Annotated in this window: 23 protein-coding genes; 13 read left to right on the top strand and 10 right to left on the bottom strand. The window is 50.3% G+C overall.

The window, feature by feature from the left end:
- Window positions 1-84: 84 nt before the first annotated feature.
- The gene (locus FDW98_RS08340; RefSeq protein WP_096756289.1) at window positions 85-327 is read right to left on the bottom strand and encodes a YfdY family protein; all 243 of its coding nucleotides are present in this window, start codon (window positions 325-327) and stop codon (window positions 85-87) included.
- A 439-nt stretch (window positions 328-766) separates the two neighbouring features.
- Here FDW98_RS08340 and lpxP point away from each other — a divergent pair, with 439 nt between their 5' ends.
- Entirely contained in the window at window positions 767-1,687 is a 921-nt protein-coding gene (gene lpxP / locus FDW98_RS08335) for a kdo(2)-lipid IV(A) palmitoleoyltransferase (RefSeq protein WP_096756288.1), read from the top strand.
- A gap of 40 nt (window positions 1,688-1,727) precedes the next feature.
- Here the strand turns inward: lpxP and FDW98_RS08330 are convergent, their stop codons facing one another.
- On the bottom strand, window positions 1,728-2,342 hold the full coding sequence (locus FDW98_RS08330; RefSeq protein WP_096756287.1) for a lysozyme inhibitor LprI family protein: 615 nt from the start codon (window positions 2,340-2,342) through the stop codon (window positions 1,728-1,730).
- 342 nt (window positions 2,343-2,684) lie between these two features.
- Here FDW98_RS08330 and ypdK point away from each other — a divergent pair, with 342 nt between their 5' ends.
- Complete coding sequence (gene ypdK / locus FDW98_RS08325; RefSeq protein ID WP_010723117.1) at window positions 2,685-2,756, top strand: membrane protein YpdK; 72 nt, start codon at window positions 2,685-2,687, stop codon at window positions 2,754-2,756.
- Between the two features lie 67 nt (window positions 2,757-2,823).
- Here the strand turns inward: ypdK and alaC are convergent, their stop codons facing one another.
- Complete coding sequence (gene alaC / locus FDW98_RS08320) at window positions 2,824-4,062, bottom strand: alanine transaminase (RefSeq protein ID WP_096756286.1); 1,239 nt, start codon at window positions 4,060-4,062, stop codon at window positions 2,824-2,826.
- Between the two features lie 387 nt (window positions 4,063-4,449).
- Between alaC and FDW98_RS08315 the strand changes: the two genes are divergently transcribed.
- The 4 genes from FDW98_RS08315 (at window position 4,450) to FDW98_RS08300 (ending at window position 8,854) form a co-directional block, all read left to right on the top strand.
- Window positions 4,450-6,147 (top strand): sensor histidine kinase, encoded by a 1,698-nt coding sequence (locus FDW98_RS08315; RefSeq protein ID WP_096759361.1) that lies wholly within the window; start codon window positions 4,450-4,452, stop codon window positions 6,145-6,147.
- Window positions 6,148-6,161: 14 nt separating this feature from the next.
- Complete coding sequence (gene ypdB / locus FDW98_RS08310) at window positions 6,162-6,896, top strand: two-component system response regulator YpdB (protein WP_096756285.1); 735 nt, start codon at window positions 6,162-6,164, stop codon at window positions 6,894-6,896.
- 24 nt (window positions 6,897-6,920) lie between these two features.
- On the top strand, window positions 6,921-7,775 hold the full coding sequence (locus FDW98_RS08305) for an AraC family transcriptional regulator (RefSeq protein WP_096756284.1): 855 nt from the start codon (window positions 6,921-6,923) through the stop codon (window positions 7,773-7,775).
- Window positions 7,776-7,849: 74 nt separating this feature from the next.
- Complete coding sequence (locus FDW98_RS08300; protein WP_096756283.1) at window positions 7,850-8,854, top strand: hypothetical protein; 1,005 nt, start codon at window positions 7,850-7,852, stop codon at window positions 8,852-8,854.
- Between the two features lie 55 nt (window positions 8,855-8,909).
- On the opposite strand, the gene ptsP is transcribed toward FDW98_RS08300, so the two are convergent.
- The 6 genes from ptsP to glk form a co-directional block, all read right to left on the bottom strand.
- Window positions 8,910-11,405 (bottom strand): phosphoenolpyruvate--protein phosphotransferase, encoded by a 2,496-nt coding sequence (ptsP, locus tag FDW98_RS08295; RefSeq protein WP_096756282.1) that lies wholly within the window; start codon window positions 11,403-11,405, stop codon window positions 8,910-8,912.
- A gap of 23 nt (window positions 11,406-11,428) precedes the next feature.
- On the bottom strand, window positions 11,429-12,469 hold the full coding sequence (ypdE, locus tag FDW98_RS08290; protein ID WP_096756281.1) for an aminopeptidase: 1,041 nt from the start codon (window positions 12,467-12,469) through the stop codon (window positions 11,429-11,431).
- Complete coding sequence (gene ypdF / locus FDW98_RS08285; RefSeq protein WP_096756280.1) at window positions 12,469-13,551, bottom strand: aminopeptidase; 1,083 nt, start codon at window positions 13,549-13,551, stop codon at window positions 12,469-12,471. The genes ypdE and ypdF overlap by 1 nt, the downstream gene beginning before the upstream one ends.
- A 17-nt stretch (window positions 13,552-13,568) precedes the next feature.
- Window positions 13,569-14,816: a PTS fructose transporter subunit IIC gene (locus tag FDW98_RS08280; protein ID WP_096756279.1), complete on the bottom strand. Its 1,248-nt coding sequence runs from the start codon at window positions 14,814-14,816 to the stop codon at window positions 13,569-13,571.
- Window positions 14,817-14,836: 20 nt separating this feature from the next.
- Window positions 14,837-15,163, bottom strand: coding sequence for a PTS fructose transporter subunit IIB (locus tag FDW98_RS08275; RefSeq protein ID WP_096756278.1), 327 nt, complete (start codon window positions 15,161-15,163; stop codon window positions 14,837-14,839).
- 191 nt (window positions 15,164-15,354) lie between these two features.
- Window positions 15,355-16,320, bottom strand: a complete 966-nt coding sequence (gene glk / locus FDW98_RS08270; RefSeq protein WP_096756277.1) for a glucokinase — start codon at window positions 16,318-16,320, stop codon at window positions 15,355-15,357.
- Between the two features lie 204 nt (window positions 16,321-16,524).
- Here glk and FDW98_RS08265 point away from each other — a divergent pair, with 204 nt between their 5' ends.
- Entirely contained in the window at window positions 16,525-17,760 is a 1,236-nt protein-coding gene (locus FDW98_RS08265) for an ion channel protein (RefSeq protein ID WP_096756276.1), read from the top strand.
- Here the strand turns inward: FDW98_RS08265 and FDW98_RS08260 are convergent, their stop codons facing one another.
- The gene (locus FDW98_RS08260) at window positions 17,761-19,413 is read right to left on the bottom strand and encodes an alpha-keto acid decarboxylase family protein (RefSeq protein ID WP_096756275.1); all 1,653 of its coding nucleotides are present in this window, start codon (window positions 19,411-19,413) and stop codon (window positions 17,761-17,763) included.
- Between the two features lie 189 nt (window positions 19,414-19,602).
- Between FDW98_RS08260 and mgrA the strand changes: the two genes are divergently transcribed.
- From mgrA to FDW98_RS08230, 6 genes are all read left to right on the top strand, one after another.
- Window positions 19,603-20,601: an L-glyceraldehyde 3-phosphate reductase gene (gene mgrA / locus FDW98_RS08255; protein ID WP_096756274.1), complete on the top strand. Its 999-nt coding sequence runs from the start codon at window positions 19,603-19,605 to the stop codon at window positions 20,599-20,601.
- Window positions 20,602-20,729: 128 nt separating this feature from the next.
- The gene (gene ypeC / locus FDW98_RS08250; RefSeq protein ID WP_096756273.1) at window positions 20,730-21,068 is read left to right on the top strand and encodes a DUF2502 domain-containing protein YpeC; all 339 of its coding nucleotides are present in this window, start codon (window positions 20,730-20,732) and stop codon (window positions 21,066-21,068) included.
- 297 nt (window positions 21,069-21,365) lie between these two features.
- Window positions 21,366-22,574: a PfkB family carbohydrate kinase gene (locus FDW98_RS08245; protein ID WP_096756272.1), complete on the top strand. Its 1,209-nt coding sequence runs from the start codon at window positions 21,366-21,368 to the stop codon at window positions 22,572-22,574.
- Window positions 22,575-22,614: 40 nt separating this feature from the next.
- Entirely contained in the window at window positions 22,615-23,577 is a 963-nt protein-coding gene (locus tag FDW98_RS08240) for a sugar ABC transporter substrate-binding protein (RefSeq protein ID WP_096756271.1), read from the top strand.
- Between the two features lie 73 nt (window positions 23,578-23,650).
- Entirely contained in the window at window positions 23,651-25,177 is a 1,527-nt protein-coding gene (locus FDW98_RS08235) for a sugar ABC transporter ATP-binding protein (protein WP_096756270.1), read from the top strand.
- A gap of 13 nt (window positions 25,178-25,190) precedes the next feature.
- A complete protein-coding gene (locus FDW98_RS08230) occupies window positions 25,191-26,183 on the top strand; it encodes an ABC transporter permease (RefSeq protein WP_096756269.1) in 993 nt (330 codons plus the stop codon).
- Window positions 26,184-26,209: the final 26 nt, after the last annotated feature.

Raw genomic sequence — 26,209 nt, 5'->3', positions numbered from 1 at the left:
GATGCTGGCACTTCAGGATATGAATATCCTGGATGAAAAAACGTGTGACACTCATTTTGTTATCATCACTAATGACACGTCGTTTTAATGCTTCTCGTCACCGACCATAAAGCGGATGATCAGCCCACAGGTCGGAGCCAGAAAAAGAAATATTCCCGTGACCATTTCATCACCATGAGTCAGCCACAGAGTAGTGAAGTAAATTAATGCCGCCAGGATAGCCATGCCGATTAAAGAACTGATTGATGCTAACGCGCCCAAAACCTGCCAGATATAGCAACTAACGCACAGAATGCTCAATATGAGAAAGGTCCAGAAATAGAGCATCGCGGTACCTCCTGTCTGCCGTAAAACGTCATGTAAGTCCTTACACTCCTTGAATTTATAGTCTAAGACAATTCCTATACACAGACAATCCAGGCAACATTTTTGTTACAATAAATACGACTATGGCGGCGAACCTCGACATTCGATGGACAGTTAACCAGCACAAAAACAACAGGTTATACCCCTCTCCCTATTTCAGTTTCTCTCCCGCATAAACATTTACGCTTATTGAGGATTTATCTCTGGCTGACATTAATCTCCAGGTGGTAAAGTATAAGCCCGATCATTCATGTCCCCCCGTGGTTTTGTCCTGACTAAGTTTTACACTCTTTACAGGAACCATTGTCCTTCATGGTGGCCTAACGATCAGTATCAGAGTGTAACGCTGTCGACAAAGAATCTTCGCGATACATCTTATTAGTATCAACAACAGGTGCTTATGTTCCCCCAATGTAAATTTTCACGCGCGTTTTTGCATCCGCGCTACTGGCTCACATGGTTTGGTGTCGGTGTGCTCTGGCTCTTGGTGCAACTCCCCTACCCCGTATTGTGCTTTTTGGGTACGCGTACCGGAACGCTTGCTCGCCCGTTTTTAAAACGTCGTGAATCTATTGCCCGTAAAAACCTCGAACTGTGCTTCCCGAATCTGCCACAGGCAGAACGGGACAGACTGGTCGAAGAAAACTTTCGTTCTCTTGGCATGGCGCTGCTTGAAACCGGCATGGCCTGGTTCTGGCCTGACCGTCGCGTGCGTAAATGGTTTGACGTCGAAGGTCTCGACAACCTGAAGCGTGCACAGTCGCAAAACCGCGGCGTGATGGTAGTAGGCGTACACTTTATGTCTCTGGAGTTGGGGGGCCGCGTGATGGGGCTTTGCCAACCCATGATGGCAACCTACCGCCCGCATAACAATAAGTTAATGGAGTGGATCCAGACCCGTGGTCGGATGCGCTCAAACAAAGCCATGATCGGCAGAAATAACCTGCGTGGCATTGTCGGCGCCCTGAAAAAAGGGGAAGCCGTATGGTTTGCTCCCGATCAGGACTATGGCCGCAAAGGCAGTTCGTTTGCACCCTTTTTCGCCGTCAAGGACGTCGCGACAACCAATGGTACCTACGTACTGTCACGTTTATCAGGTGCTGCAATGTTGACCGTCACCATGGTGAGAAAAACGGACAATTCTGGCTACCGTCTGTTTATCACGCCGGAGATGGAAGGTTACCCAACTGATGAGGGCCTGGCTGCGGCTTATATGAACAAAATAATTGAAAAAGAGATTATGCGTGCACCCGAGCAGTATCTCTGGATCCATCGTCGTTTCAAAACCCGCCCGATGGGTGAAGCCTCGTTATATACGTAAAAAGAAAGGCCAGATGGCCTTTCTTTTTTCTGCGGCTGAATTACTTAATGCCCCATTTGTTCTGTAGTTCAGTCATCCGTTGACTGTATTCGCGGGAAAGACAGGCTGGCTTATCCTGCTCTTTCCAGCACTCGTTGCGGCCTTTGATCCAACCGCGCTGCTCGGCTTTCAGCGTCGAATCATTGTTTGATTTCACCAACGCCTGCTTGTAGATGCCATTCAGTTTCAAGTCCATTGCGGAAAGTGACGGGCTCTGACAAATAATGTCCTCCATACTTCCCTTGTCGACCGCGGCACAGGAGAAAGACGGGCCAACATTCACCGATTTTTTCGCCGGCGCATAGCTCTTCTCATCGTCAGGCTGGCAAATCCCGTGCTTACGATTAGGGCCAGTCCAGGAAACGGCCGGGCTACCGTCATCATTACGGGAAATAGAAACGGTATTTTTACCGCTTTTCGCTTCCCAGTAATTTTCGTTGAATGTCTTAACGGTGGCTTTCTCTCCATCAATCCAGACATTACCTTTACCATCACTATTCACACCACCAATACTTGCACAGCTGAAATTCAACGCCTGCGGAGCTGCCGCCATCGACGTCAGTGGGGTAAGAACGAGTGCTAACATCATTAATCTGGTCATTTTTAACCTTTTCATTATCAATTTTTGCGCAAAATTAGCCGCATTATGAGCATGGTGATATGAGAATTCTCTGAGTAATCAGCGCGTCGCTCAGTGGCGATTCATTGCTGAAGGAAATCAAACTGTCGCCGATTCACGACACATGTAAGTTATTAAAATTAAATAAAAAAATGCCTCTTGTCTCGCTTCATTTTTAGGCGTACATTAGCGCCGTCTGGAGCATTACAGCTCAGAATTCTGAGATGATGCAGCGAAACAAACGCGGGGTATTCTCCCTTTCGTTGACGCTGGCGTCAGCTCTCTATCAGGTAAGTGTATGTTCATTTAGGCGTGCTTTAATACGCGGAGTGATGAAAAGTGAAATATTTCTTTATGGGCATTTCATTTATGGTCATCGTTTGGGCCGGTACATTTGCCCTGATGATCTAAATTAAAAGATGCAGCAAAAAACAGGAGCCCTCAGGCTCCTGTTTGCTTTTGTGGGTTAACCGTTTGGTTAATCGGCGCTTTCAGAGGCTGATTTCGTGCTGGAGGGCAGCAAACCATCTGCACGGAACATGGCTTTAATTCCTCGGATCGCCTGGCGAATACGGTCAAGGTTCTCAATTAACGCAAAGCGCACGTGGGTATCGCCATAATCACCAAAACCCACCCCCGGTGACACACAGACCTTCGCGTCATTCAGCATTTTTTTAGCAAACTCAAGCGAGCCCATTGCAGCATACTGCTCAGGAATTTTTGCCCAGACATACATCGACGCCTTTGGCATCTCTACCATCCAGCCCGCTTCATGCAGCCCTTTAACCAGCACATCGCGTCGACGCTTATACTGCTCTGCGATATCCCGTACGCACTGCTGATCGCCTTCCAGTGCGGCAATGGCCGCAACCTGCAACGGTGTAAAGGTTCCGTAATCGTGGTAGCTCTTAATCCGCGCCAGCGCATTAACCAGCGTTTTGTTACCCACCATAAAACCAATACGCCATCCCGCCATGTTATAGCTTTTCGACAGCGTAAAGAATTCAACCGCCACATCGCGGGCGCCAGGCACCTGCATGATCGACGGCGCTTTCCAGCCATCGTAGACGATATCGGCATAGGCGAGGTCGTGAACCACCAGCACGTCGTAGCGTTTAGCCAGCGCGACCACTTTCTCAAAGAATTCCAGCTCAACGCACTGCGCGGTAGGATTGGATGGGAAACCTAAGATCATCATCTTTGGTTTCGGGTAGCTTTCACGGATCGCCCGCTCCAGCTCATTAAAGAAGTCGACCCCTTCCACCAGCGGTACAGAACGCACCTGTGCCCCGGCGATCACCGCACCGTAAATATGAATAGGGTAACTTGGGTTAGGCACGAGGACCGTGTCACCGTGATCGAGCGTAGCCAGCATCAGATGCGCCAGCCCCTCTTTAGATCCGATGGTCACAATGGCTTCGGATTCAGGGTCGATCTCGACATCATAACGGTCCTGATACCAGCGGGAAATCGCCCGACGCAGACGCGGAATACCGCGAGAGGTTGAATAACCGTGGGTATCCGGGCGCTGGGCCACGGTACACAGTTTTTCGACAATGTGAGGAGGCGTAGCCCCATCCGGGTTCCCCATGCTGAAATCGATAATATCTTCGCCGCGCCGACGCGCAGCCATCTTCAGTTCAGCAGTGATGTTAAAAACATAAGGGGGAAGACGATCAATACGCGTAAAGCGACGTTCAGGGCGGGAGTCAGCCATAGTATCCTCAGATTCACGTTAGCGCCCGGACCGTCCGAGCGACGCTGCCACGATGGTGGCACGTTTAGAAAATAGCCTGAATAAATTCCTTCTGTCGAGAGGCAACGCAAAATATTTTCTCCTGCTCTAAAAGAGGATCAATAAAAATAAACAGGGAAATAAACATTTTACGTGGCCTGCAAAAATCACCATTCATTAACATATTGAAGTCATAAATTTTACTCTGAAAATCAATCAATCCTGGAAAATTCGGAGAAACACACTTTTCCTTTACAATCCCCTTTTAATTATATGGTTTTTCCTCATTAGCCCGGCGCAATGGGGATGCTGGTCATCCTTGCTCAGGTTACCTATCATAGAGGTTTAATCTATTCGCAAGAGTCACCCGTGCACGAAATATTCAATATGCTGCTGGCGGTCTTTGATCGGGCAGCGCTGATGCTGTTCTGCCTGTTTTTTCTGATTCGTATCCGCTTGTTTCGAGAACTGTTGCACAAGTCAGCCCACTCCCCGAAGGAACTGCTCGCCGTAACGGCCATTTTCTCTCTGTTTGCCCTGTTCAGTACCTGGTCCGGAGTACCGGTCGAAGGTTCTCTGGTAAACGTGCGTATTATTGCGGTGATGTCGGGGGGGATCCTGTTCGGTCCGTGGGTTGGCATCATTACCGGCATCATCGCAGGTATCCACCGCTATCTGATCGACATTGGCGGCGTCACCGCCCTGCCGTGCTTTATCACCAGTATTTTGGCGGGCTGTATTGCCGGCTGGATCAACCGTAAAATCCCCAAAGCACAGCACTGGCGTGCCGGTATTTTAGGTGGGATGCTGTGCGAAACGTTGACCATGATTCTGGTGGTCGCCTGGGCCCCCACCACCGAACTGGGGCTGGATATTGTCTCAAAAATCGGTATCCCGATGATCCTCGGCAGCGTCTGTATTGGCTTTATTGTGATGCTGGTACAAAGCGTCGAAGGAGAGAAAGAGGCCAGCGCCGCCAGGCAGGCCAAGCTGGCACTGGATATTGCCAACAAAACCCTGCCGCTCTTTCGCCAGGTCAACAGCGAGTCGTTACGTCAGGTATGCGAAATTATTCGCCATGACATTCACGCAGATGCGGTTGCCATCACCAATACCCAGCACGTTCTGGCCTATGTTGGCGTCGGGGAACTCAACTATCGCAATAACGATGACTTCGTCAGCCCCACTACGCAGGAAGCCATCAATCACGGCAAAATAATAATAAAAAACAATGATGAAGCGCATCGAACTCCGGAAATACACTCCATGCTGGTGATCCCGCTCTGGGAGAAAGGCGTCGTGACCGGCACGCTGAAAATCTACTACTGTCACGCCCATCAGATCACCTCCTCGTTACAGGAAATGGCGATCGGTTTGTCGCAGATTATCTCTACACAGCTTGAGGTTTCCCGTGCAGAGCAACTGCGGGAGATGGCAAATAAGGCAGAGCTACGTGCTCTGCAAAGTAAAATCAATCCCCATTTTCTGTTTAATGCGCTAAACGCTATTTCGTCATCGGTCAGGCTTAACCCAGATACCGCCCGCCAGCTGATTTTTAATTTGTCGCGTTATCTTCGCTATAATATTGAATTGAAAGACGATGAGCAGATCGATATTAAGAAAGAGCTGTATCAAATTAAGGACTACATCGCCATTGAACAGGCTCGCTTTGGCGATAAGCTAACGGTTATTTATGATATTGATGAAGAGGTAAGCTGCTATATTCCCAGCCTGCTGATTCAGCCGCTGGTAGAAAACGCCATCGTTCACGGTATCCAGTCGTGCAAAGGAAAAGGCGTGGTCACTATCAGCGTCGCAGAGTGCGGTAACCGGGTACGCATCGCCGTCAGGGATACCGGTCACGGTATCGATCCAAAAGTCATTGAGCGGGTCGAGTCCAACGAAATGCCGGGCAATAAAATCGGCCTGTTGAACGTGCATCATCGTGTGAAGCTGCTCTACGGCGAAGGGCTGCATATCCGCCGCCTGGAACCTGGCACCGAGATTGCGTTTTATGTGCCCAATCAGCACTCCCCCGCTGCCGCACCGGCGACCTTATTGCTTTAACCAGGAGTGAAGTTTTGAAAGTCATCATTGTTGAAGATGAATTCCTGGCCCAACAGGAACTGAGCTGGCTGATAAAAGAACACAGCCAGATGGAGATTGTCGGCACGTTTGACGACGGTCTGGACGTGCTAAAATTTCTGCAGCACAACCGCGTCGACGCCATTTTTCTCGATATTAATATTCCCTCGCTGGACGGCGTATTACTGGCGCAAAACATCAGCCAGTTCGCGCATAAACCCTTTATTGTGTTTATTACTGCATGGAAAGAACACGCTGTTGAGGCGTTTGAACTCGAAGCGTTTGACTACATTCTGAAGCCGTACCAGGAGTCACGGATTGTCGGAATGCTGCAAAAGCTGGAAGCAGCCTGGCAGCAACAACAAACGGGAACCCCACACATAACCCCCATCACGCGTGAGAATGACACCATCAATCTGATCAAAGATGAGCGAATCATCGTGACTCCGATCAACGATATCTACTACGCTGAAGCACATGAAAAGATGACGTTTGTCTACACACGACGGGAATCGTACGTCATGCCGATGAACATCAGCGAATTTTGCAGCAAACTGCCGGCTTCACATTTCTTCCGCTGTCACCGTTCGTTCTGCGTGAATCTGAATAAAATCCGTGAAATCGAACCATGGTTCAATAACACCTACATTCTGCGCTTAAAAGACCTGGAATTTGAAATTCCGGTCAGTCGGAGTAAAGTGAAAGAGTTCAGGCAGTTAATGCATTTATAGCGCTTATTCCACAGAGAAAGAGTGATGAAAGAGTCAGGCTTGCCCGCAGACCAACAGTTTTTTGCCGATCTGTTCAGCGGCCTGGTGTTAAACCCACAGCGCCTGGGCCGCGTGTGGTTTGCCACTCAGCCAGCCAATTTACCGACTGGCAGTTTATGTATTGACCTCCCGCGCCTCGAAATCGTGCTGCGCGGGGAGTACAGCAATAAGCTGGAGAAATCTCAGCACAGTCTGCCAGAAGGCGAAATACTGTTTATTCCGGCGAGAGCGGCGAATCTTCCCGGTAGCGACAAACCGGTAATGTTGTTGAGTTTGGTATTCTCACCGGCCTGGCTGGGCCTGTCGTTTTACGACAACCGTACAGCATCCCTTTTGCGCCCCGTTCGCCGTATTGAATTGCCGCATCCGCAGAGGGGTGAAGGCGAAGCGATGCTTACGGCATTGACTCACTTGAGCCGCTCTCCTCACGCTCAAAGTATCATTCAGCCACTCGTACTCAGCCTGCTACATCTGTGCCGCAGCGTGGTCAATACCCGACCTGAAACGCTGCGCCCGCGCGCTGAATTTATCTATCACAGCATGTGCAATTGGGTACAGGACAACTATGCCCAACCGCTGACTCGCGAAAACGTGGCGCAGTTTTTCAACATCACGCCAAACCACTTATCAAAACTGTTTACCCAACACGGCACGATGGGGTTTGTTGAGTATGTCCGCTGGGTCAGAATGGCGAAAGCACGCATTATCTTACAAAAATATCATCTGCCAATGAGCGAAGTAGCACAGCGATGCGGATATCAGGACAGTGACTATTTTTGTCGCCTTTTCCGCCGCCAGTTCGGCCTGACGCCGGGAGAGTACAGCGCTCGCTTTCAGTAGATCCCATTGCCCAATGATGGCTGTCCTTTGTTTGTAGTATATTGGTGGTTACTCTATTTTTTACAGGTGATGTCATGGCGAAGCTGAGCGGGAAATATCAACGTGCATATCAACGCGAATACGCCAAAGAAGCAGAGAAAAATGCCCTGGTATGGATAAGTCAGGATGACTATTTAGCTGAATGTCTGGATACTCATAAGCAATGTCACCAAGGTTATTCGCTTCAAGAGCAGATAAGCTCATGGCTTTTTATGTTACGCATGAAACGTATTCCGGATTTGTTAGGATTTAAAACCGCGATACAGTCAAATAATATGGAAATCCTACACTCATCTCTGCTGCAATCAGCCATGATTAAACATGCAACACTGGGTGTGGATTCAGGTTGTGACCACTGTATTAATATATGGACAACCCTGGATGTGCTTGCAGCAGGTCTGTTCGATCGCGTTCCGCTGTTATTACCTGAAAAATTAGGTATGAGTGATAACGGACACCCCGTTGCTATCGCGATGACTAATTTAATGATGGCGCTATGGTACCAACGTGCTGACTTTAAAGCCGATGCCAGAAAAAGAGCACAAAAGGTTCTGGCAACGAAGCAAGCGTCGGCCGACGTGTGTACCCTCCGCTATCTGATAGCACTCCTTGAAGAGGATGTGACAGAAGCAGGCACGCAACTCGATTTATATTGTAAAAGCGTATCTGCATTGAGGGAGCCGGGGATCACTAAGCTCCATAAAATGTTCTGGTCATATGCACATGGCTTATACAATATGGCTTTTATTATATTGGGCAGAGAACAAGCCAGTTTGATGCAAACACCAGAAGCGGATTGTTTTATTGATGACCTGGCGGAATGGCAAATTAAGCATAATTATCGCCATGGACCACTTTTTTTTGCATATCCTGAACCTATTGACGTTATTAATACTCTCATCTCGTGCACACCCCCAGAATGTTCTTTGCATCAACCCTACCTGGGTACGGATAAAAAATACAGAGAGGAAAGATACCTGCACGCAGAATGTTTTGAACAAAAGATGATAAAGATAATTTTGGATAAAGTTGTCGGTTAAAGCAGCCAGGCCGGACCAGACGCAGATACGTCATCATCCGGCCTGCCACGCAGACTCAAAACGTTAATTCTGTCTCCAGCAGCGCCAGAATACTTTCGGCATTTTCAGCGGCAAACAATGACTGGCGGAACGATTTATTCACCAGCTTACGCGCCAGCTGCGAAAAGACTTTCACATGGTTAATACCTTCATCCGCGCCCAGCGTCAGCATAATGACCAGTTCAACTTCACCCATTTCTGACTGCCAGTCAACCGGCCCGGCAAGCCGGGCTATGCTGATGCTGGAATGGCGGATCCACTGAGATTTCGTGTGCGGAATAGCCACGCCAAACCCGACGGCGGTAGTGACAATTTCCTCCCGCTGCCAGACATCCTCTTCCAGTTCAAACGGATGTTCAGTTCGTCCATTCACGCCAAGATTGCCGCACAGGAACTGGATCACCTGCTCTTTGTTGCTAAGATGTTCGCCAACAAAGATGTTCTCCAGTGCCAGCAACGGACGGACGTCTTTTTGCGGTGTAAACTGGTTCAATAACGCTTCTATTTCCTGCGCGCTGCGACATTCGCAGGCCTGTAGCGCGAGTTCCCGACATGCCTGACTATCCAGTTGACGGAGCTGACTTTTCAACGCCGGAACCCGCGGGCTGCTCATACTTAACTCGTCAAGCCCTAAGCCTACCAGCAGCGGCAAATAACGACTCTCCCCGCCCAGTTCACCGCAGATGCCAACCCATTTACCGCGATCATGCGCCACCCGGACTATCTGCTGCAACATACGCAGAAACGAAGGGGTAATCGGATTGTACAGCGGCGAAACACGCGGATTATTACGATCGACCGCGTACAGGTATTGGGTCATATCGTTTGAACCAATGCTGAAGAAATCCACTTCCTCACAAAAATGATCGATGATGTAACACACCGACGGCACTTCCACCATAATCCCCAGTGGGATGGCTGAGGCATGGCGTAAACCGTCCGCTTTCAGCTCAGCCATCGCTTTTTGCAGTTCGCTTTTTACCCACAGGATCTGGTCAAGGCTGTGCACCATCGGGATCATCAGCTGTGCGTTACCGAAGGTCGCCGCGCGTAAAATGGCCCGGAGTTGCGTGCGAAAAAGTCCGGCAAATTCAGGATAGATACGCACCGCGCGATAGCCGAGAAACGGATTCTCTTCCTGCGGAATATTGAGGTAAGGGATACTTTTATCACCGCCAATATCCATGGTACGAAAGATAACCGGTTTGTCGCCAGCGGCCAGCAGTACCTGCTGGTAGGCTTCAAACTGTTCCTGCTCATCAGGAGCGCTGTCCCGGTCCATAAACAGCATTTCGGTACGAAACAGACCAATACCTTCAGCACCGTTGGCAAAAGCCCCGGGGGCTTCCAGCGCGGTGCCAATGTTTGCCGCAACGTCGATTCGCTGACCATCGCGCGTCAGTGCAGGCTGTGCGGCATCAAGCGCCTGTCGCTGCTGGCATTCGTCGGCAAGCTTTTGTGCAATGCCATAATATCCACGCACGCCATCATTAGGATTGATCGCCAGTACGCCGCAGCGGGCGTCCAACACTGCCTGCTGCCCGACATACCGACTAATGGCCTCCACGGGCAGACTGCTGAGCACCGGGATCGCCGATGCGCGCGCCAGGATCAGAGTATGCGATGTACGCCCGGTCTTCTCGAGGATCATCCCGGACAGATGTTGTAAATTAAGGCTTAAAAACTGGCTAGGGGTAAGGTCTTCGGCAACCAGAATAGTCGGTTTGTCCAACACCAATGCATTACGTGGTCGTCTTTCAGGCCAGGTGATGTGCAGCAACTGCTCGCTGATATCACGAATATCACTGACTCGCTCACGCAGATAGTCGCTCCCGGAAGCTGACAGTTTTTCACATACCTGCTGCATATTAGCGATAATCGCCGCGCCCAATCCCAGATGCTGCTCGAGCATTAAGCGGCGAATGTTACCCGCAAACTCATCGTCCTGAATCAACGACAGGTGCGCACTCAGGATAGTTTTGCTCTCACCGTCACGTTCACGCAGTTGCTGATTAAGCTGTTCCGCCAGCGTCGCCAGGCTGTGCTCCAGCCGGGTGTTATCCTCCGCACTCACCGCAATAACGCGATAGCTTTCCAGGTTATCACTCTGCCATAGCGTCAGCATACCTGCACCTACGCCGCCCGCCAGCACGTTGCCATACAGCAAATCCGGGTTAAGGCGTATCAGCGATCGCGGCAGCGGATGTGCCGCCAGCTCTGCAGGCGTGGGCTGAACGCTGTCGCTGTCGATAAACCGGTGCTGGAGATAGGATTCCAGCGCACGTCTGGCCGGTTCTTCATCGCTACCGATCAGGGTTAAACTACAACTGTCATTAAACAGCGTTCCTGTGCCGATCAGCGCCAGCGAACTTTTCGCATCGGCCCGCGAGTTCTGCCGATGATTGATAAACGTCACCTCACTTTGCCACTGACTGCACTGTTCTTTCAGCTCCCACGCAGGGCGCGCATGCAGGCCATTGGGCAGCGGGCAAAGAAATTGAATCGTAAGCATAACAACTCCTGGTTAGCGCGAAATCAGCACCTGAAATCCGTCAGATGAACAACGGTTTCGCACGTAAGATGTGAAATAAGAGCCGACAGCAGTTGCTGTGTCTGGCTGATGTCACGACAGTCAGCAATCGACGCCGCGCAGTGCCCATGGCGGGTGGCGGGCCCCAGCACCACCGTCGGGATGCCCGTGCCGCTGACATGCACCGCCCCGCCGTCGGTGCCACCGTTGCTGAACATATCCAGCTGTAGCGGTATCCCCGCCTCAGCGGCAATGTTTTCGATCCATGCTGTTAATTTTGGTGGGGCAATAAGCGACTTATCGCTCAACACCAGCATCGGGCCTTTACCGAGCTGTCGGTGGTTCGCCGCGCCATAGTCAAAGTTTTTTGCCCAACAGGCGGTATCCAGCACAATCGCTATATCAGGCGCTACCGCCCGCGCTGCCGTTTGCCCTCCACGCAGCCCGACCTCTTCACTGGAACTGGCCACCAGCCAGACCTCACAAGGCAGTTCAGCGCTATGCCATTCACGCAGCAGAGCTATCAGCAAATAGCACCCGAGTCGGTCATCAAAGGCCTTGCCCATCACACGCTGATGCGGCAAAACCTGAAAAGTCGTGTCGAAGGTGACGCGATCGCCCGGGCGAACACCAGCCTGAATCACCTCGTCATAAGAACGTGCGCCCATATCGACCCGCAATGCGCTAACGTCACTGCCGTTGCGCTCCCCGTCAAGCAGCCCGGGGATTTTGCTCTCTTCCCGCGTGGTGATACGAACCGGCTGCAACTGTCTGGCCGCCATCCGCACATTGCCCACCGGCAAGACATCAATCGCCCCTTCGCTGGAGATACTGCGTACGATAAATCCCACTTCATCCATATGGGCGCAGATCATCACCTTCGGACCCGTTGATTCATTGAGGCGGATCAGTACCGATCCCAGACCATCGAAGCGCACCTCTTTATGCAGGCGATCCGCCTCTTTGAGTAAGATCTGACGAACCTCGTGTTCTGATGCGGCGATCGCATCCGCCTCGCTCAGGGCTTTCAGTAGCGATAAATCCATTACGCTTCTCCCGTGTGTAACAATGTTTTCGGCATGTTGTAGAGCACTTCACTACCGTCTGGTGTGACTAACACCACGTCCTCAATACGCACGCCCCCCAGCCCCGGCAAATAAATCCCCGGTTCGACGGTCAGCAGCATACCCGCCATCAGTTCGGTGGTATCGGTTGGGGAGAATCTTGGGTTTTCATGCACTTCAATGCCGATAGCGTGTCCGGTGTTATGGCCAAAGCAATCACCATAGCCAGCGTCGGCAATGACCTGGCGGGCCGCGGCATCTACCTCATGGCAAGGCCGGCCAGGGCGAATTGCTGCCACTGCCGCACGCTGCGCCGCAAGAACCGTCTGATAAACGGAAAACAGCACGCTTTCTTCTGCCGCTCCTGCATCAGAGATCCAAAACGTTCGCGTCATATCCGAACAATATCCCTGACACTGTGCGCCAAAATCCAGCGTGATAAACTCACCCGCCTCGACACGCTTGTCACTGGCTTTCCCGTGCGGCAGCGCGCCGCGCCAGCCGCTGGCGACAATGGTGTCAAAAGAGGCTTTTTCCGCACCCTGCCTGCGCATAAACCACTCCAGCTCAGCAGCTATCTCACGTTCACTAAGACCCGGCTGAATAAAACGACGAATGTGCTCAGCGCTGAGATCGGCAACCCGGCAGGCTTCGCGGATACAAGTAATTTCCTGCGCAGTTTTTACCTGCCGGAGCACATCCGGTACAGCACTCACCAACCGGGCATGCAGTTTGTCTGACCACCTGTTCGCCGTTTCCCAGCTCACCTGCTCGCCTTCAAATCCCACCGCGGACAGCTTTTCGTCATCAATAATGTGATTTATGCACGAATACAGCGTCTGCGTCGCATCGAGTAAATGGATCTGGTAGCCACGCGTGCGCGTTTCGACATCCGTGTAGTAACGCGAGTCGACCAGGATATGCGCACTTTTATGACTGACAAACACAAACCCGGAACTGCTGGAGAGCCCCAGATGCGGCTGTTTATTCTGTCGTGATGAAAGCAGTACCGCATCGAGGTGCTGCGCCGTTAGCCATTCCCGCAGTGAGATCAGTAAGCTCATGGTAACAATCCTTATACTCAGAGGCTTTCAATCAGCAGTTTGCCTTTGCGGTACATCATGTGGCGCAGGAACACCACCATCAGCGCCGTAATCACCGCTCCCAACACAATCCCCGCGATATAGACGCCGAGATTGGTGACCAACGGCCACGCCCAGATAGCCGACTCGGGGAACCACTGCACCGCGCCCAACCAGACAGCGGCTGTCGAACCCACAATCGCCCCAACCATATACGAAGGGATAGCCGTAATCGGGCTTTCCAGCGCAAAGGGAATTGCCCCTTCACTGATGCCCATAAACGCAAGGAACATCGCCGTTTTCCCTTGCGGGTAAAGCTGGGCACTGAACAGGCGATGACCGGTTAAACGACGGTCAATCAACGTGGCAAGCCCAAGGCCAATCGGCGGAATAACAATCGCAATAGAACGCGCCGTCACTGGCAAAACATGGTCTGTCGTAAAGCTGAAGGCAACAAATCCTGCGGCCTTATTGATAGGACCGCCGAGGTCAATCGCCGTTGCCGCCGCGATCCCCATGGCATACATCAGTGTGCCTTTCTCTCCGGCTGCCGTCAGCAGAGTACGAATGCCGCCGTTGATCCAGCCACCAAACGGGGTGATCACGTAATACATTGCCAGCATGACAAAAATAGCGGAGAGGATGGGCAGTAAAAAAGTGGTTTTGAACGCCAGCAGGAAATCCGGTAACTGGATTTTTTGGTTCATCCACTTCACCAGATATCCGGCGACAATCGAGATAATCAGTGCACCAATAAAAGTTGACGGGACGGGAGCACTGGTTGCCCACTGTAGAGTAGTGGGGTCGAAATTCAGTATCTGAGTCGGCTGGGTAGACATCAACCCACCGATAAATCCAGCAGGAAACGCCAGCTTACCGCCGATAGAGTTAGCCACAAACGCAGCAAACATCGGAATCGCAAAACCAAACAGCACGCCACCAAAGGATTGCGACAACCAGGCAAACTTCAGTAGAGAGAGATTAAAGCCATCGAATTTCCCACTATTTAGCGCATCCATAATGCTGGTGTCAGCGGGAATCTTGAGCCAGCTGTAGGCGATCAGTTGCGAGAAGGCGAGGATCACCCCGCCCATGATTAACGTCGGAACCATGCGCGAAATACCCGACATCACGTGCTGCGGGAGTTCGCCCCAAAAGCTATTGCGGGAGACCTGGGGATTTTTTATTGCCGCTGCCGCACCTGATGCGCCAGGCACAACGGTTGCACTGCGTTTTTTAATGGCCATACGTGTTTCCCTGTAGACAATTATTGTTGTTCTGCGGCAACCATCTCTTCGATCTCTTTAATGATGCCAGCAGCATTTTTTATTGCGTCCTGCAACGTAATTTCGTACACATCGCGCGTTTCAAAACGTTCGTTATCTTCCGGGGTGACGGCAACAGAATGGATAATTAACGTCGCCTCCGCGATATCTTGCGGCGTCAGGCGGTTTTGAATACCGTCTGCGCCCTGGGTTTCAATTTTCACTTCATAGCCGGCTTCAACTGCCGCCTCTTCCAGCGCCTGAGCGGCCATAAAGGTGTGGGCCAGGCCCATAGGGCACGCACAGACTGCAATCAGTTTTTTGCTCATAACAGATTCCTCGTAATAGTTAACGAGTGAAATTATGGCTGCAGGAAAGCAATGACCGTTACCAGATAAATAATGCTTTTACTGGACAAATAATTCCGCAATGCGGAAATGTGATGTGTGTCGGAAAGGGGAATAGCAGACGAAAAAAAACCGCGTAAATAACGCGGTTTCGGAATCTTGTCGTGAAACAATTACAGAATATGCCCCAGCGTCTGGCGCAGATGCGCACCGGAGCCCAGCAGGCCTGGGTTATCATGCACAATCAAATACACCGGAATATCCTGTACGTAGGCTTTAAAACGACCTTTATCTTCAAAGCCACCGCGGAAACCCGATGCTTTAAAGAATTCAAGGAAGCGCGGCACAATCCCGCCGGCAATATAAACACCGCCAAAGGTCCCCAGCGTTAACGCCAGATCGCCACCAAAGCGTCCCATGATCACGCAAAACAGCGACAGCGCCCGACGACAGTCAGTGCACGAGTCTGCCAGCGCACGTTCGGTGATATCCTTCGGCTGCAGGTTTTCCGGCAGACGTCCGTCGGATTTGACGATAGCGCGGTACAGGTTCACCAGCCCCGGACCGGACAGCACGCGTTCTGCAGAAACATGGCCAATCTCAGCGCGCAGGACTTCAAGAATAATCGCCTCTTCTTCGCTGTTAGGCGCAAAATCTACATGGCCGCCCTCTCCCGGCAGGCTCACCCAGCGCTTATCGACGTGCACCAGATGCGCTACGCCTAAACCGGTTCCCGCACCGTACACGGCAATCGGTTTACCTTCTACCGGCTCCGTGCCACCAAATTGGATCAAATGCTCTTTTTTCAGCATCGGGATCGCCATCGACACGGCGGTGAAATCATTGATGATTTCCAGATGGCTAAAACCGAGATTCTTTTTCATTTCAGCAATAGAAAACGCCCAGGTATGGTTGGTCATTGCCACCCAGTCGCCGGTAATCGGACAGGCAATCGCAATACACCCGTCTTCGACGCTGACGCTATGCTCATCCAGGTACACGCGAACCACGGCCTCAAGGCTGGGGTAATCCAGTCCTGAATAGGTCTTAGCCTGCGAAATTTCACCGCTGGCAATGTCGCACAGAGCAAGACGCGCGTTGGTGCCGCCAACATCACCTACTAAAGCATATTTTGTCATTCTTCTACTGCTCCGCTAAAGTCAGAATAAATCTTTGCCACACTGTAAATTCATGGGGGCATAACAACAACGGCCTGAAGGTTGATGCCGGTAAAATATCGACCTAGATCACAGAATTACTTTATCGTTTCAGCACCATTTGCAGCGATGTCAGCAGGCAGGCTGTGCAAACTATGCTTATGACTCTATTTGAGGGAATAGAAAATGCTCCATCCGCGAGCCAGAACGATGCTGTTGTTATCCACTCCCGCACTGATCATTGGCGTTGCCTCAAGCCTGGTGCTGATCATCGTCATGAAAGTGGCCGCCGTTTTACAGCAATTTTTATGGGAGCGCCTGCCCACCAGCATCGGCATTGCTCATGACTCTTCGCTGTGGATAATCGGTATGCTCACGCTGACCGGGATACTGGTCGGACTCGTCATTCGCTACAGCCACGGTCATGCGGGACCGGACCCAGCCTGTGAACCGCTAATCGGAATGCCGGTCCCCACGTCAGCACTGCCGGGCCTCCTGGCTGCGCTGATCCTCGGCCTGGCCGGCGGCGTCAGTTTGGGGCCTGAACACCCAATAATGACCGTGAATATCGCGCTGGCGGCGGCGATTGGCGTGCGTCTGTTCCCTCGAATTAATAAGCTGGACTGGACCATTCTCGCCTCTGCGGGCACCATCGGAGCGCTATTTGGTACGCCTGTCGCCGCGGCACTGATATTTTCACAAACGCTGAATGGCTCCAACGATGTGCCGCTATGGGATCGCCTGTTTGCACCACTACTGGCTGCTGCTGCCGGTGCACTGACGACTGACCTGTTCTTTCATCCGCATTTTTCATTGCCCATCGCCCAATATACTCAGCTACAGCTGACCGATATTTTTAGCGGCGCGGTGGTTGCCGCCATTGCCATTGCGGCAGGCATGGTGGCGGTGTGGTGTTTACCCCGTTTACATCAGTTGATTCATCGCCTGAAACACCCGGTATTGATCCTCGGCGTCGGCGGCTTTCTGCTTGGGATTCTGGGCATTATTGGGGGACCACTTACCCTGTTTAAAGGGCTGGATGAGATGCAGCAAATGGCGTTTAGCCAAACGCTGGGGGCATCAGACTATTTCATGCTCGCGGTGATCAAACTGGCGGCGTTAGTGATTGCTGCCGCCAGTGGTTTTCGTGGAGGACGTATTTTCCCGGCGGTATTCGTTGGCGTGGCACTGGGATTGATGCTGCATGCCCATGTCGAAGCGGTTCCGGCAGCAATCACCGTCTCCTGTGCCATTCTGGGACTGGTGCTGGTTGTCACCCGCGACGCCTGGCTAAGCCTGTTTATGGCGGCTGTAGTGGTCCCCGACGCCAACCTGCTGCCTCTGCTGTGCATCGTCATGCTTCCCGCCTGGCTGCTGTTGGCAGGCAAACCAATGATGATCGCCAACCGCCCCGATCAATAACTATCCCCCGTTACGGGATTCCAGCGCACGGGTCACCGTGCGCAGAAGCTCAGGCAGATCGACTTTTGGCAACATCACTTCAATTAACGAAAGCCGCTGCGGGCACGCCAGCCGGGCCAGAACTTCCTCCAGCTGTACAGCCTGCGTCACGCACCAGCACTCCGCCTGACACTCGCGGCTCAGCGCCTGTGGCACCTGCGTCCAGTTCCATCCGGCAATGTCGTTATAACGCTGGTTTGCCCCGTGAATAGCCCGCTCCACGGTATAGCCGTCATTATTGAGCAGCAAAATAACCGGCGTTTGTCTGTCTCTGAGCATCGTACCCAATTCCTGAATGGTAAGCTGGGCAGCACCATCGCCAATAATCAGGATCACCCGCCGATCCGGGTATGCCGTTTGCGCTCCCAGTGCGGCGGGTAAGGAATAACCAATCGATCCCCACAGCGGCTGTACCAGTACTTCCGCCCCGGAAGGTAACGAGAGCGTAGCGGCGCCAAATGCCGCGGTCCCCTGATCGACGAGGATAATGTCGTCAGGCGCCAGGTATTGCTGCACCGTATGCCAGAAGTTTTCCTGTGTCAGTGGCCCCTTTTCAACCTGACGTCGCCCGACAGGCGGGCGTTCTGGCGGCAGAGAAAACGACAGCTCCAGGCACAACTCCCGTAGCGTGGTAACCGCCTGCTCCATCGGGATGTTAAACCACTGGCTTCCCACACGTGAAGCATGCGGTTGAACCTCAATCGTGCGCTCCTGCGGCAAGCATTGTGTAAAACCGGCGGTTAGCGTGTCGACAAAACAGGTACCCACGCAAAAAACGGTGTCGGCATCTTCTATCGCCCGGCGCACATATTCACTGCTGGCCCCCGCGCTGTAGGTGCCAACAAACGCAGGATGACGTTCATCAAAAAGCCCTTTACCCATTAACAGTGTGGCATGAGCCATTGGCGTTTCTGCCATCCAGCGCTGCAAAACAGGCTGCAAACCAAAGCGCTGCGCAAGAAAATCCGCCAGCAACGCCACGCGCGAGCTGTCCAACAAGCGCTCACGGGCCTGATAACGAAACGCAGCAACGACGCTACTTTCCGATTCACTCAGAGGAATAATCAGTCTGTCCTGTGGGGGCGTGGCGGGCTGTTTGGCGACATCGGCAGGCAACATCAGATACCCTGGCCGACGTTCGGTTAACATGACCCGTAGCACGCGATCAATTTCATAGCAGGCGTTTTGCGCATCAAGCACCGCGCTGGCCGCCGTTACCGCTTGATGCATGCGATAAAAATGCAGAAAATCGCCGTCGCCCAGGGTGTGATGCATCAGCTCCCCACGCCGCTGGGCGCCGCTGCACGGCGCGCCCACTATCTGCAGCACGGGTACATATTCTGCGTAACTGCCTGCGATTCCATTAATGGCGCTTAACTCCCCGACGCCAAAGGTGGTGAGAAGCGCCCCTGCCCCGGCGACCCGGGCATAGCCATCCGCCGCATAAGCCGCATTTAATTCGTTTGCGCAGCCAACCCAACGCACGTCGGGGTGGTCAATCACGTGGTCAAGAAACTGCAAATTATAATCGCCCGGCACACCAAAAAGATGGCCAACACCACACCCTGCCAGTCTGTCCAGCAGGTAATCAGCAACGGAATACGCGGTTTGCATGACAGCTATCCTTCTGACGGTAACCTCATGTTGAGTATCGAAGAACTGTGATGACTGTCCAGAAAACACGACGTGGAGGGGTGGAAAGCAGGATTTACAGTTTTGCCGGTGAAATACCATTGAAGAATCGACCGTGTAACCGTATACACTAAAACATATACGTCATCTTGATATCAGGAAGGGGTCTACATGGTTTATCACGCGGATGAAAATCGCTATCAGACAATGGAGTACCGCCGCTGCGGTCAGAGCGGACTCAAGCTACCGGTTATCTCTCTGGGCTTATGGCACAATTTTGGCGACACCACGCAGGTAGAAAACAGCCGAAGCCTGCTACAGCGCGCGTTCGATCTGGGGATCACCCATTTTGATCTCGCCAATAACTACGGCCCACCTCCGGGCTCTGCCGAGCGAAATTTTGGCCGTATTTTGCAGGAAGATTTTTTACCGTGGCGGGATGAACTCATTATTTCCACCAAGGCGGGCTACACCATGTGGGATGGCCCCTACGGCGACTGGGGTTCGCGTAAATACCTGATTGCCAGCCTCGACCAGAGCCTGAAACGTATGGGTCTGGAGTACGTGGATATCTTCTACCACCATCGTCCCGATCCCGAAACGCCGCTCACAGAAACCATGAAGGCGCTGGATCACATTGTTCGCCAGGGAAAAGCGCTGTATGTCGGACTGTCTAACTATCCCGCCGACCTTGCCAGACAGGCGATTGAGATCCTCGACGACTTAGGTACCCCGTGCCTGATTCATCAGCCGAAATATTCCATGTTTGAACGTTGGGTTGAAGGGGGATTGTTGTCACTGTTGCAGGAAAAAGGCGTGGGCAGTATCGCTTTCTCTCCACTGGCGGGCGGGCAGTTAACCGACCGTTACCTGAACGGGATCCCGGCGGATTCTCGTGCGGCAAGCGGTAGCCGTTTTCTCAACCCGGATCAGATAACGCCCGAGAAACTGGAAAAAGTCCGCCAGCTGAACGCAATGGCTGAGCGTCGGGGACAAAAGCTCTCCCAAATGGCCCTGGCCTGGGTGTTGCGAGAAGACAAAGTCACCTCAGTGTTGATTGGTGCCAGTAAAACAGCGCAAATTGAAGATGCTGTTGGCATGCTGGCAAACCGTCATTTGTCTGCAGAAGAATGCGCAGAGATTGACGCCATCCTGAATTGTTTGAAATAAAGACACATTTATTAACAAAAAGTGCTCTCTTTCATGATTTAAGAGTTCAGGCGATTAAACGGGGCTTTACTGCCCCGTAATATTGCATTAACAGGCCGGCTACGGCTCGATCGTGAAGGAGAGAAAAAATGTTCAGGTCACTGATTCTGGCTGCAGCCTTATTGGCTTTCACGCCGCTGGCCGCAAACGCTGGTGAAATCACCCTGCTGCCATCAATAAAATTGCAAATTGGCGATCGCGATAATTATGGTAACTACTGGGATGGCGGCCACTGGCGCGACCGGGGTTACTGGCACAATAATTATGAATGGCGCAAAAATCGCTGGTGGCGTCATGATAATGGTAATCATCGTGGCTGGGATAAGCGCAAAGCGTACGAGCGCGGTTATCGTGAAGGCTGGAACGATCGCGATGACCATCGCGGTCGCGGCAAAGGCCACGGACGTGGTCATGGCCACCATCATTAATGTAACAAAAAGCCAGTAAGTCATCCCTTCGTACGAATGGCGAAAGCATTTTCGATGGCAAATTTAAAAAGGGTCTCTGTTTTTACAGGGACCCTTTTTGCGTGATGCTTACCCAAAAGCCAGACTTCGCGCGCCAACAGCAGGACCTTCCTTCGTTTTCTCAACTTTCCTTATCATTTCACTAATTCGCAAAATCGGAAAAAAAAATTCCGATTTATGATGTTTTTTTTTGAACTTTACGCCATAAATATTAACATTAATTTAATATTATATTATAAAAGTTGGGGGTGAACGCTAATGAAAAAACAAGAACGACATAAAGCCATTCGCGTCAAGCTGGTAACTGATAAAAAAGTTTATGTTAGCGAATTAGCGAGGGAATTATCAGTAACGACTCGTACTATCCGTAATGACTTAAACGAGTTATGTCAAAATACACGTTTCTCATTATTTCATGGTGGCGCACAATTAAAAAATACACCTGATGATGAATCCTTATTTGAACAATCATTTACAAAAACAATATTGAATGGATTTAAAAGTAACAAAGAGACTACGCCTACCGCTACCCGTTCTACACAAAATAACTATATTGATGAAAGTATTTATATCCTCGGATCGTTTAACGTCGATATTGTCTCTGAAACAACGACACTGCCCCAGGTTGGGCAAACAATACGCGCATCTGCAACCCATTTTTATGCTGGAGGAAAAGGTACAAACCAAGCTGTCGCTGCGGCAAAAATAAATAACAACGTTCACTTGACGGTTAAGTTAGGAGCAGATGAGTTTTCAAAAAAAGCGAAGCGCTATTTAACAAACACTGAAATCTCATCATTTTCTTTTTTTGAAAATGAAATGTCATCAACTGGCATTGCTATCGTCTGGGTTTCTGGCGCCACCGGAGATAACATGATCAGTATCGATCTTGGGGCCAATGAAACATTTACCCAAGAGGATATTTTGCTGGATATTGATACCATTCGCAATTGTAAGGTTTTTTTGACTCAACTAGAAAATAATTTTCCCATAACCCGTTATGCAGTAATGCAAGCAAAACTTGGGAAGTCTCTTGTTGTATTGAATCCGGCCCCCTATGTTTCAGAAATAAAAGAAATATTGCATTTAATAGATATTATTACACCGAATAAAATTGAAGCCGAAGCATTGTCTGGCATTAGCATTGTCGATATTTATTCGGCAAAAAATGCGGCCAAAAGCATCCACATTCAAGGCGCAAAATGCGTCATTATCACGTTAGGTAGCGAAGGTTGTCTGATTTTTGATGGTAAAGTTTTTACTCATATTCCTGCCTATAAATCAGCGGTCGTCGATACTAGTGGAGCAGGTGATGCCTTTACCGGGGCGCTGGCTGCATGTATTGCAAACGGTAAAGGACTCATCAATGCAGCGCAGTATGCTTCTGCGTTTGCATCATTGAAAGTTGAACGCAAAGGTGCATCAAACATGCCCAGTAACTCGCTCGTTTATCACCGAATGCAGTAACTGTTGAGAGCATTACCCCCTACACCTATAGGATAATCATATGAAAAATAAAATGTTTTATCGTGTTATCAGTGCAACTATCGGATTAGCACTCTCCGCCTCCTTCGCCGCACCTGCTATTGCTGATGATACGCAGATGCATAAACCTAAAGTCGCGCTGGTCATGAAATCACTGGCAAACGAGTTTTTCCTGACAATGGAGACAGGTGCAAAAGATTATCAGAAAAAAAATGCAGACAAATTTGACTTGATTTCTAACGGAATCAAGAACGAAACGGATACAGCAAATCAAATTCAGATCGTAGAGCAAATGATCGTCTCTAAAGCTGATGCCATCATCATTGCACCATCAGACTCTAAAGCACTCCTGCCCGTAATTAAGAAAGCGATTGATGCAGGAATAATTGTTATTAACATTGATAATAAATTTGATGATGGCGTACTTAAAGATAAAAACTTAAACATTCCTTTTGTTGGCCCGGATAACCAAAAAGGTGCAAAAGATATTGGTGACTATTTAGCAAAACACCTTAAACCGGGCGATCAGGTCGGTATTATCGAGGGTATTCCAACCTCCAGCAACTCTCAGCAGCGTACTCTTGGGTTCCAGAATGCAATGGCTCAGGGTGGAATGAAAGTGGTTTCTGTTCAATCTGGTCAATGGGAAATTAACAACGCTAATGCAGTTGCCGCTGCAATGTTAAGCGAATATCCCGATATCAAAGCGCTGTTAGCAGATAACGACAATATGGCATTAGGTGCTGTTTCCGCGATTCGTTCAGCAGGAAAGAAAGGACAGGTTATGGTGGTTGGCTATGACAATATTGAAGCGATTAAGCCGATGTTGAATGATGGCCGCGTATTAGCGACAGCGGATCAATTTGCATCCCAGCAAGCGGTATTTGGCATTGATGCCGCACTTGACGCGCTCAAAAATGGCAAAAAACAGAGTGAGTTATCCAGCAACGTTGAAACACCAATAAAACTTATTGTTAAACAATAAGCTAATAACAGTACGCCGCTGTGATATTGCAACGACACGGGTATCACAGCAGCTTACCGGATAGGGTCAGAATATGAAAAGTGGGCAAGAGATCCTCGTAATACAGGGAATAGGTAAAACCTATAATGAACCTGTCCTGGTGGATGTGACACTAGCGTTATATCCAGGAAAAGTATTAGCGCTGACGGGGGAAAACGGAGCCGGAAAAAGTACCTTATCAAAAATCATTGGGGGACTGACTAGCGCAACCGCCGGACAGATGATTTATCAGGGTCAACCTTACGCACCAGCCAGCAGGAAAGAGGCTGAAAAATTGGGTGTTCGCATGGTAATGCAGGAACTCAATTTACTCCCTACGCTATCGGTGGCAGAGAATCTGTTTCTCGAACAGCTCCCTCACCGATTTGGCTGGATTGATCGTAAAAAGTTAGAGGAAATGGCTCGCCCCGTCATGGCAATGGTTGGACTGCAATCAATCGACCCGAATACTCTGGTGGGTGAATTAGGTATCGGCCATCAGCAAATGATTGAAATCGCCAGAAACTTAATAGGTGAAAGCCGAGTACTTATTCTGGATGAACCGACAGCCATGCTCAGTAGCCGCGAGGTTGAATTATTGTTTAAACAGATAGCACTATTCAAAGCCCGTGGCGTTTCAATAATTTACATCTCTCACCGACTGGATGAGCTAGCAATAATTGCGGATGACATTGCGGTACTGCGAGATGGCCATTTGGTTTGTGTAGACGAGATCAAGCACTTTACCAGCGATCAAATTGTTTCCCTGATGGTCGGACGCGATTTGGAAAGTTCATTTGATTTAAGTAGCCGCCAGGCTGGACGGCCCATTCTCAAAGTAGAAAATTTCAAGCGGGGGAAAATTATTCGGGATACCTCATTTACGTTGTACAGTGGTGAAGTATTAGGTATTAGCGGTCTGGTTGGCTCTGGTCGAACCGAACTTCTGCGTGCTATTTTTGGCGCGGATAAAATTGATAGTGGCACGCTACAGACTGGCGACCCATTAAAACCGATAGTAATTCACTCTCCTGCAGATGCCATTCGACACGGTATTGCATTAGTCACAGAAGACCGTAAAGGTGAAGGCCTTTTATTACCCCAATCAGTTGCAGCTAATATTTCACTGGGCAACAGCGACAAGATAAGCCATCTGTCGGTCGTTAATACTTTGAGCGAAACGACGTTAGCGAACAAACACATTAAAAGTTTAGGTGTCCGTACAGCCAACACTTTGCAGGCCGTGGAAAGTTTATCAGGTGGCAATCAGCAAAAAGTGCTAATTAGCCGTTGGCTGGAACGAGATTGCGAGGTTGTCTTATTTGATGAGCCCACTCGTGGTATTGATGTCGGTGCAAAACAAGATATCTACCAATTATTGAATATGTTAACGGAAAAGGGAAAAGGTGTTGTTGTCGTTTCCAGTGACCTTCGCGAACTCATGCTCGTTTGCGATCGTATTGCGGTAATTTCCGATGGAAAGTTAGTGAACACATTTTCGCGGGAAGACTGGAGCCAGGATCGAATTTTAGCAGCAGCATTTTCTGCATATCAGCATGCAGAAAAGACTTCCAGCGAATAGCCGGGGATAAAAAATGAAGAACAACTTAGCGACAAAACAAGCGGCAGCAGAGAAAAGAAACGCCCAGTCGTCATGGACAGGACTAAGTAGCTACATCGGGTTACTCGGGGCATTATTAGCGATGATCGTACTCTTTTCATGCCTCAGCGCGCATTTCCTGAGTATGAACACTTTTAGTACTATTGCGAATCAAATCCCTGACTTAATCGTTATGTCGGTGGGGATGACATTTATATTAATTATTGCCGGTATCGATCTTTCCGTGGGGTCACTACTGGCTCTTGCCGCTGCAGTGGTAAGCGTTACCTATTTAAATTTCCATTGGACGCCGTGGCTAGCAGCTCTTTCTGGTATCGCACTCGCAACATTGGTTGGTGCGCTAACAGGCTTGATTACTGTGGCCTGGCGTATTCCGGCATTTATCGTCTCTCTTGGGGTGCTGGAAATGGCGCGTGGCGCAGCATACCAGTTGACTGATTCGCGGACAGCTTATATCGGTTCTATTTATGACTATCTGGCCGACCCGATTTTCTTCGGTGTCTCCCCTTCTTTTATCATTGCGATCGTAGTCATTATTGTCGGGCATTTAGTATTAACCAGAACTGTATTTGGCCGCCATTTGATTGGCATTGGTACAAATGAAGAGGCCGTACGATTATCAGGCATAAATCCAGGCCCTTATAAGATTGCTGTATTTGCACTTATGGGGGGATTATCCGGTCTGGCTTCACTGTTTCAGGTGGCACGTCTTGAGGCCGCAGACCCGAATAGCGGCGTTGGCATGGAGCTACAGGTTATTGCTGCTGTCGTGATTGGCGGCACAAGCTTGATGGGAGGACGAGGTTCAATTATTTGTACTTTTCTTGGCGCGTTAATTATTTCCGTTCTGGCAGCAGGGCTGGCGCAAGTTGGCGCAAGCGAGCCCACAAAACGCTTCATAACAGGTGCAGTTATTATTGTTGCAGTAGTACTTGATACCTACCGTAGCCACCTAAATAAAAAATAATCGACATGGTTACCCGGCACTATCGG

The organism is Citrobacter sp. wls711 (genome assembly GCF_005281055.1).
GTDB lineage: Bacteria > Pseudomonadota > Gammaproteobacteria > Enterobacterales > Enterobacteriaceae > Citrobacter > Citrobacter gillenii.
Note: the sequence above shows the minus strand (reverse complement) of the source record. Positions and strands in the feature narration are given on the sequence as shown.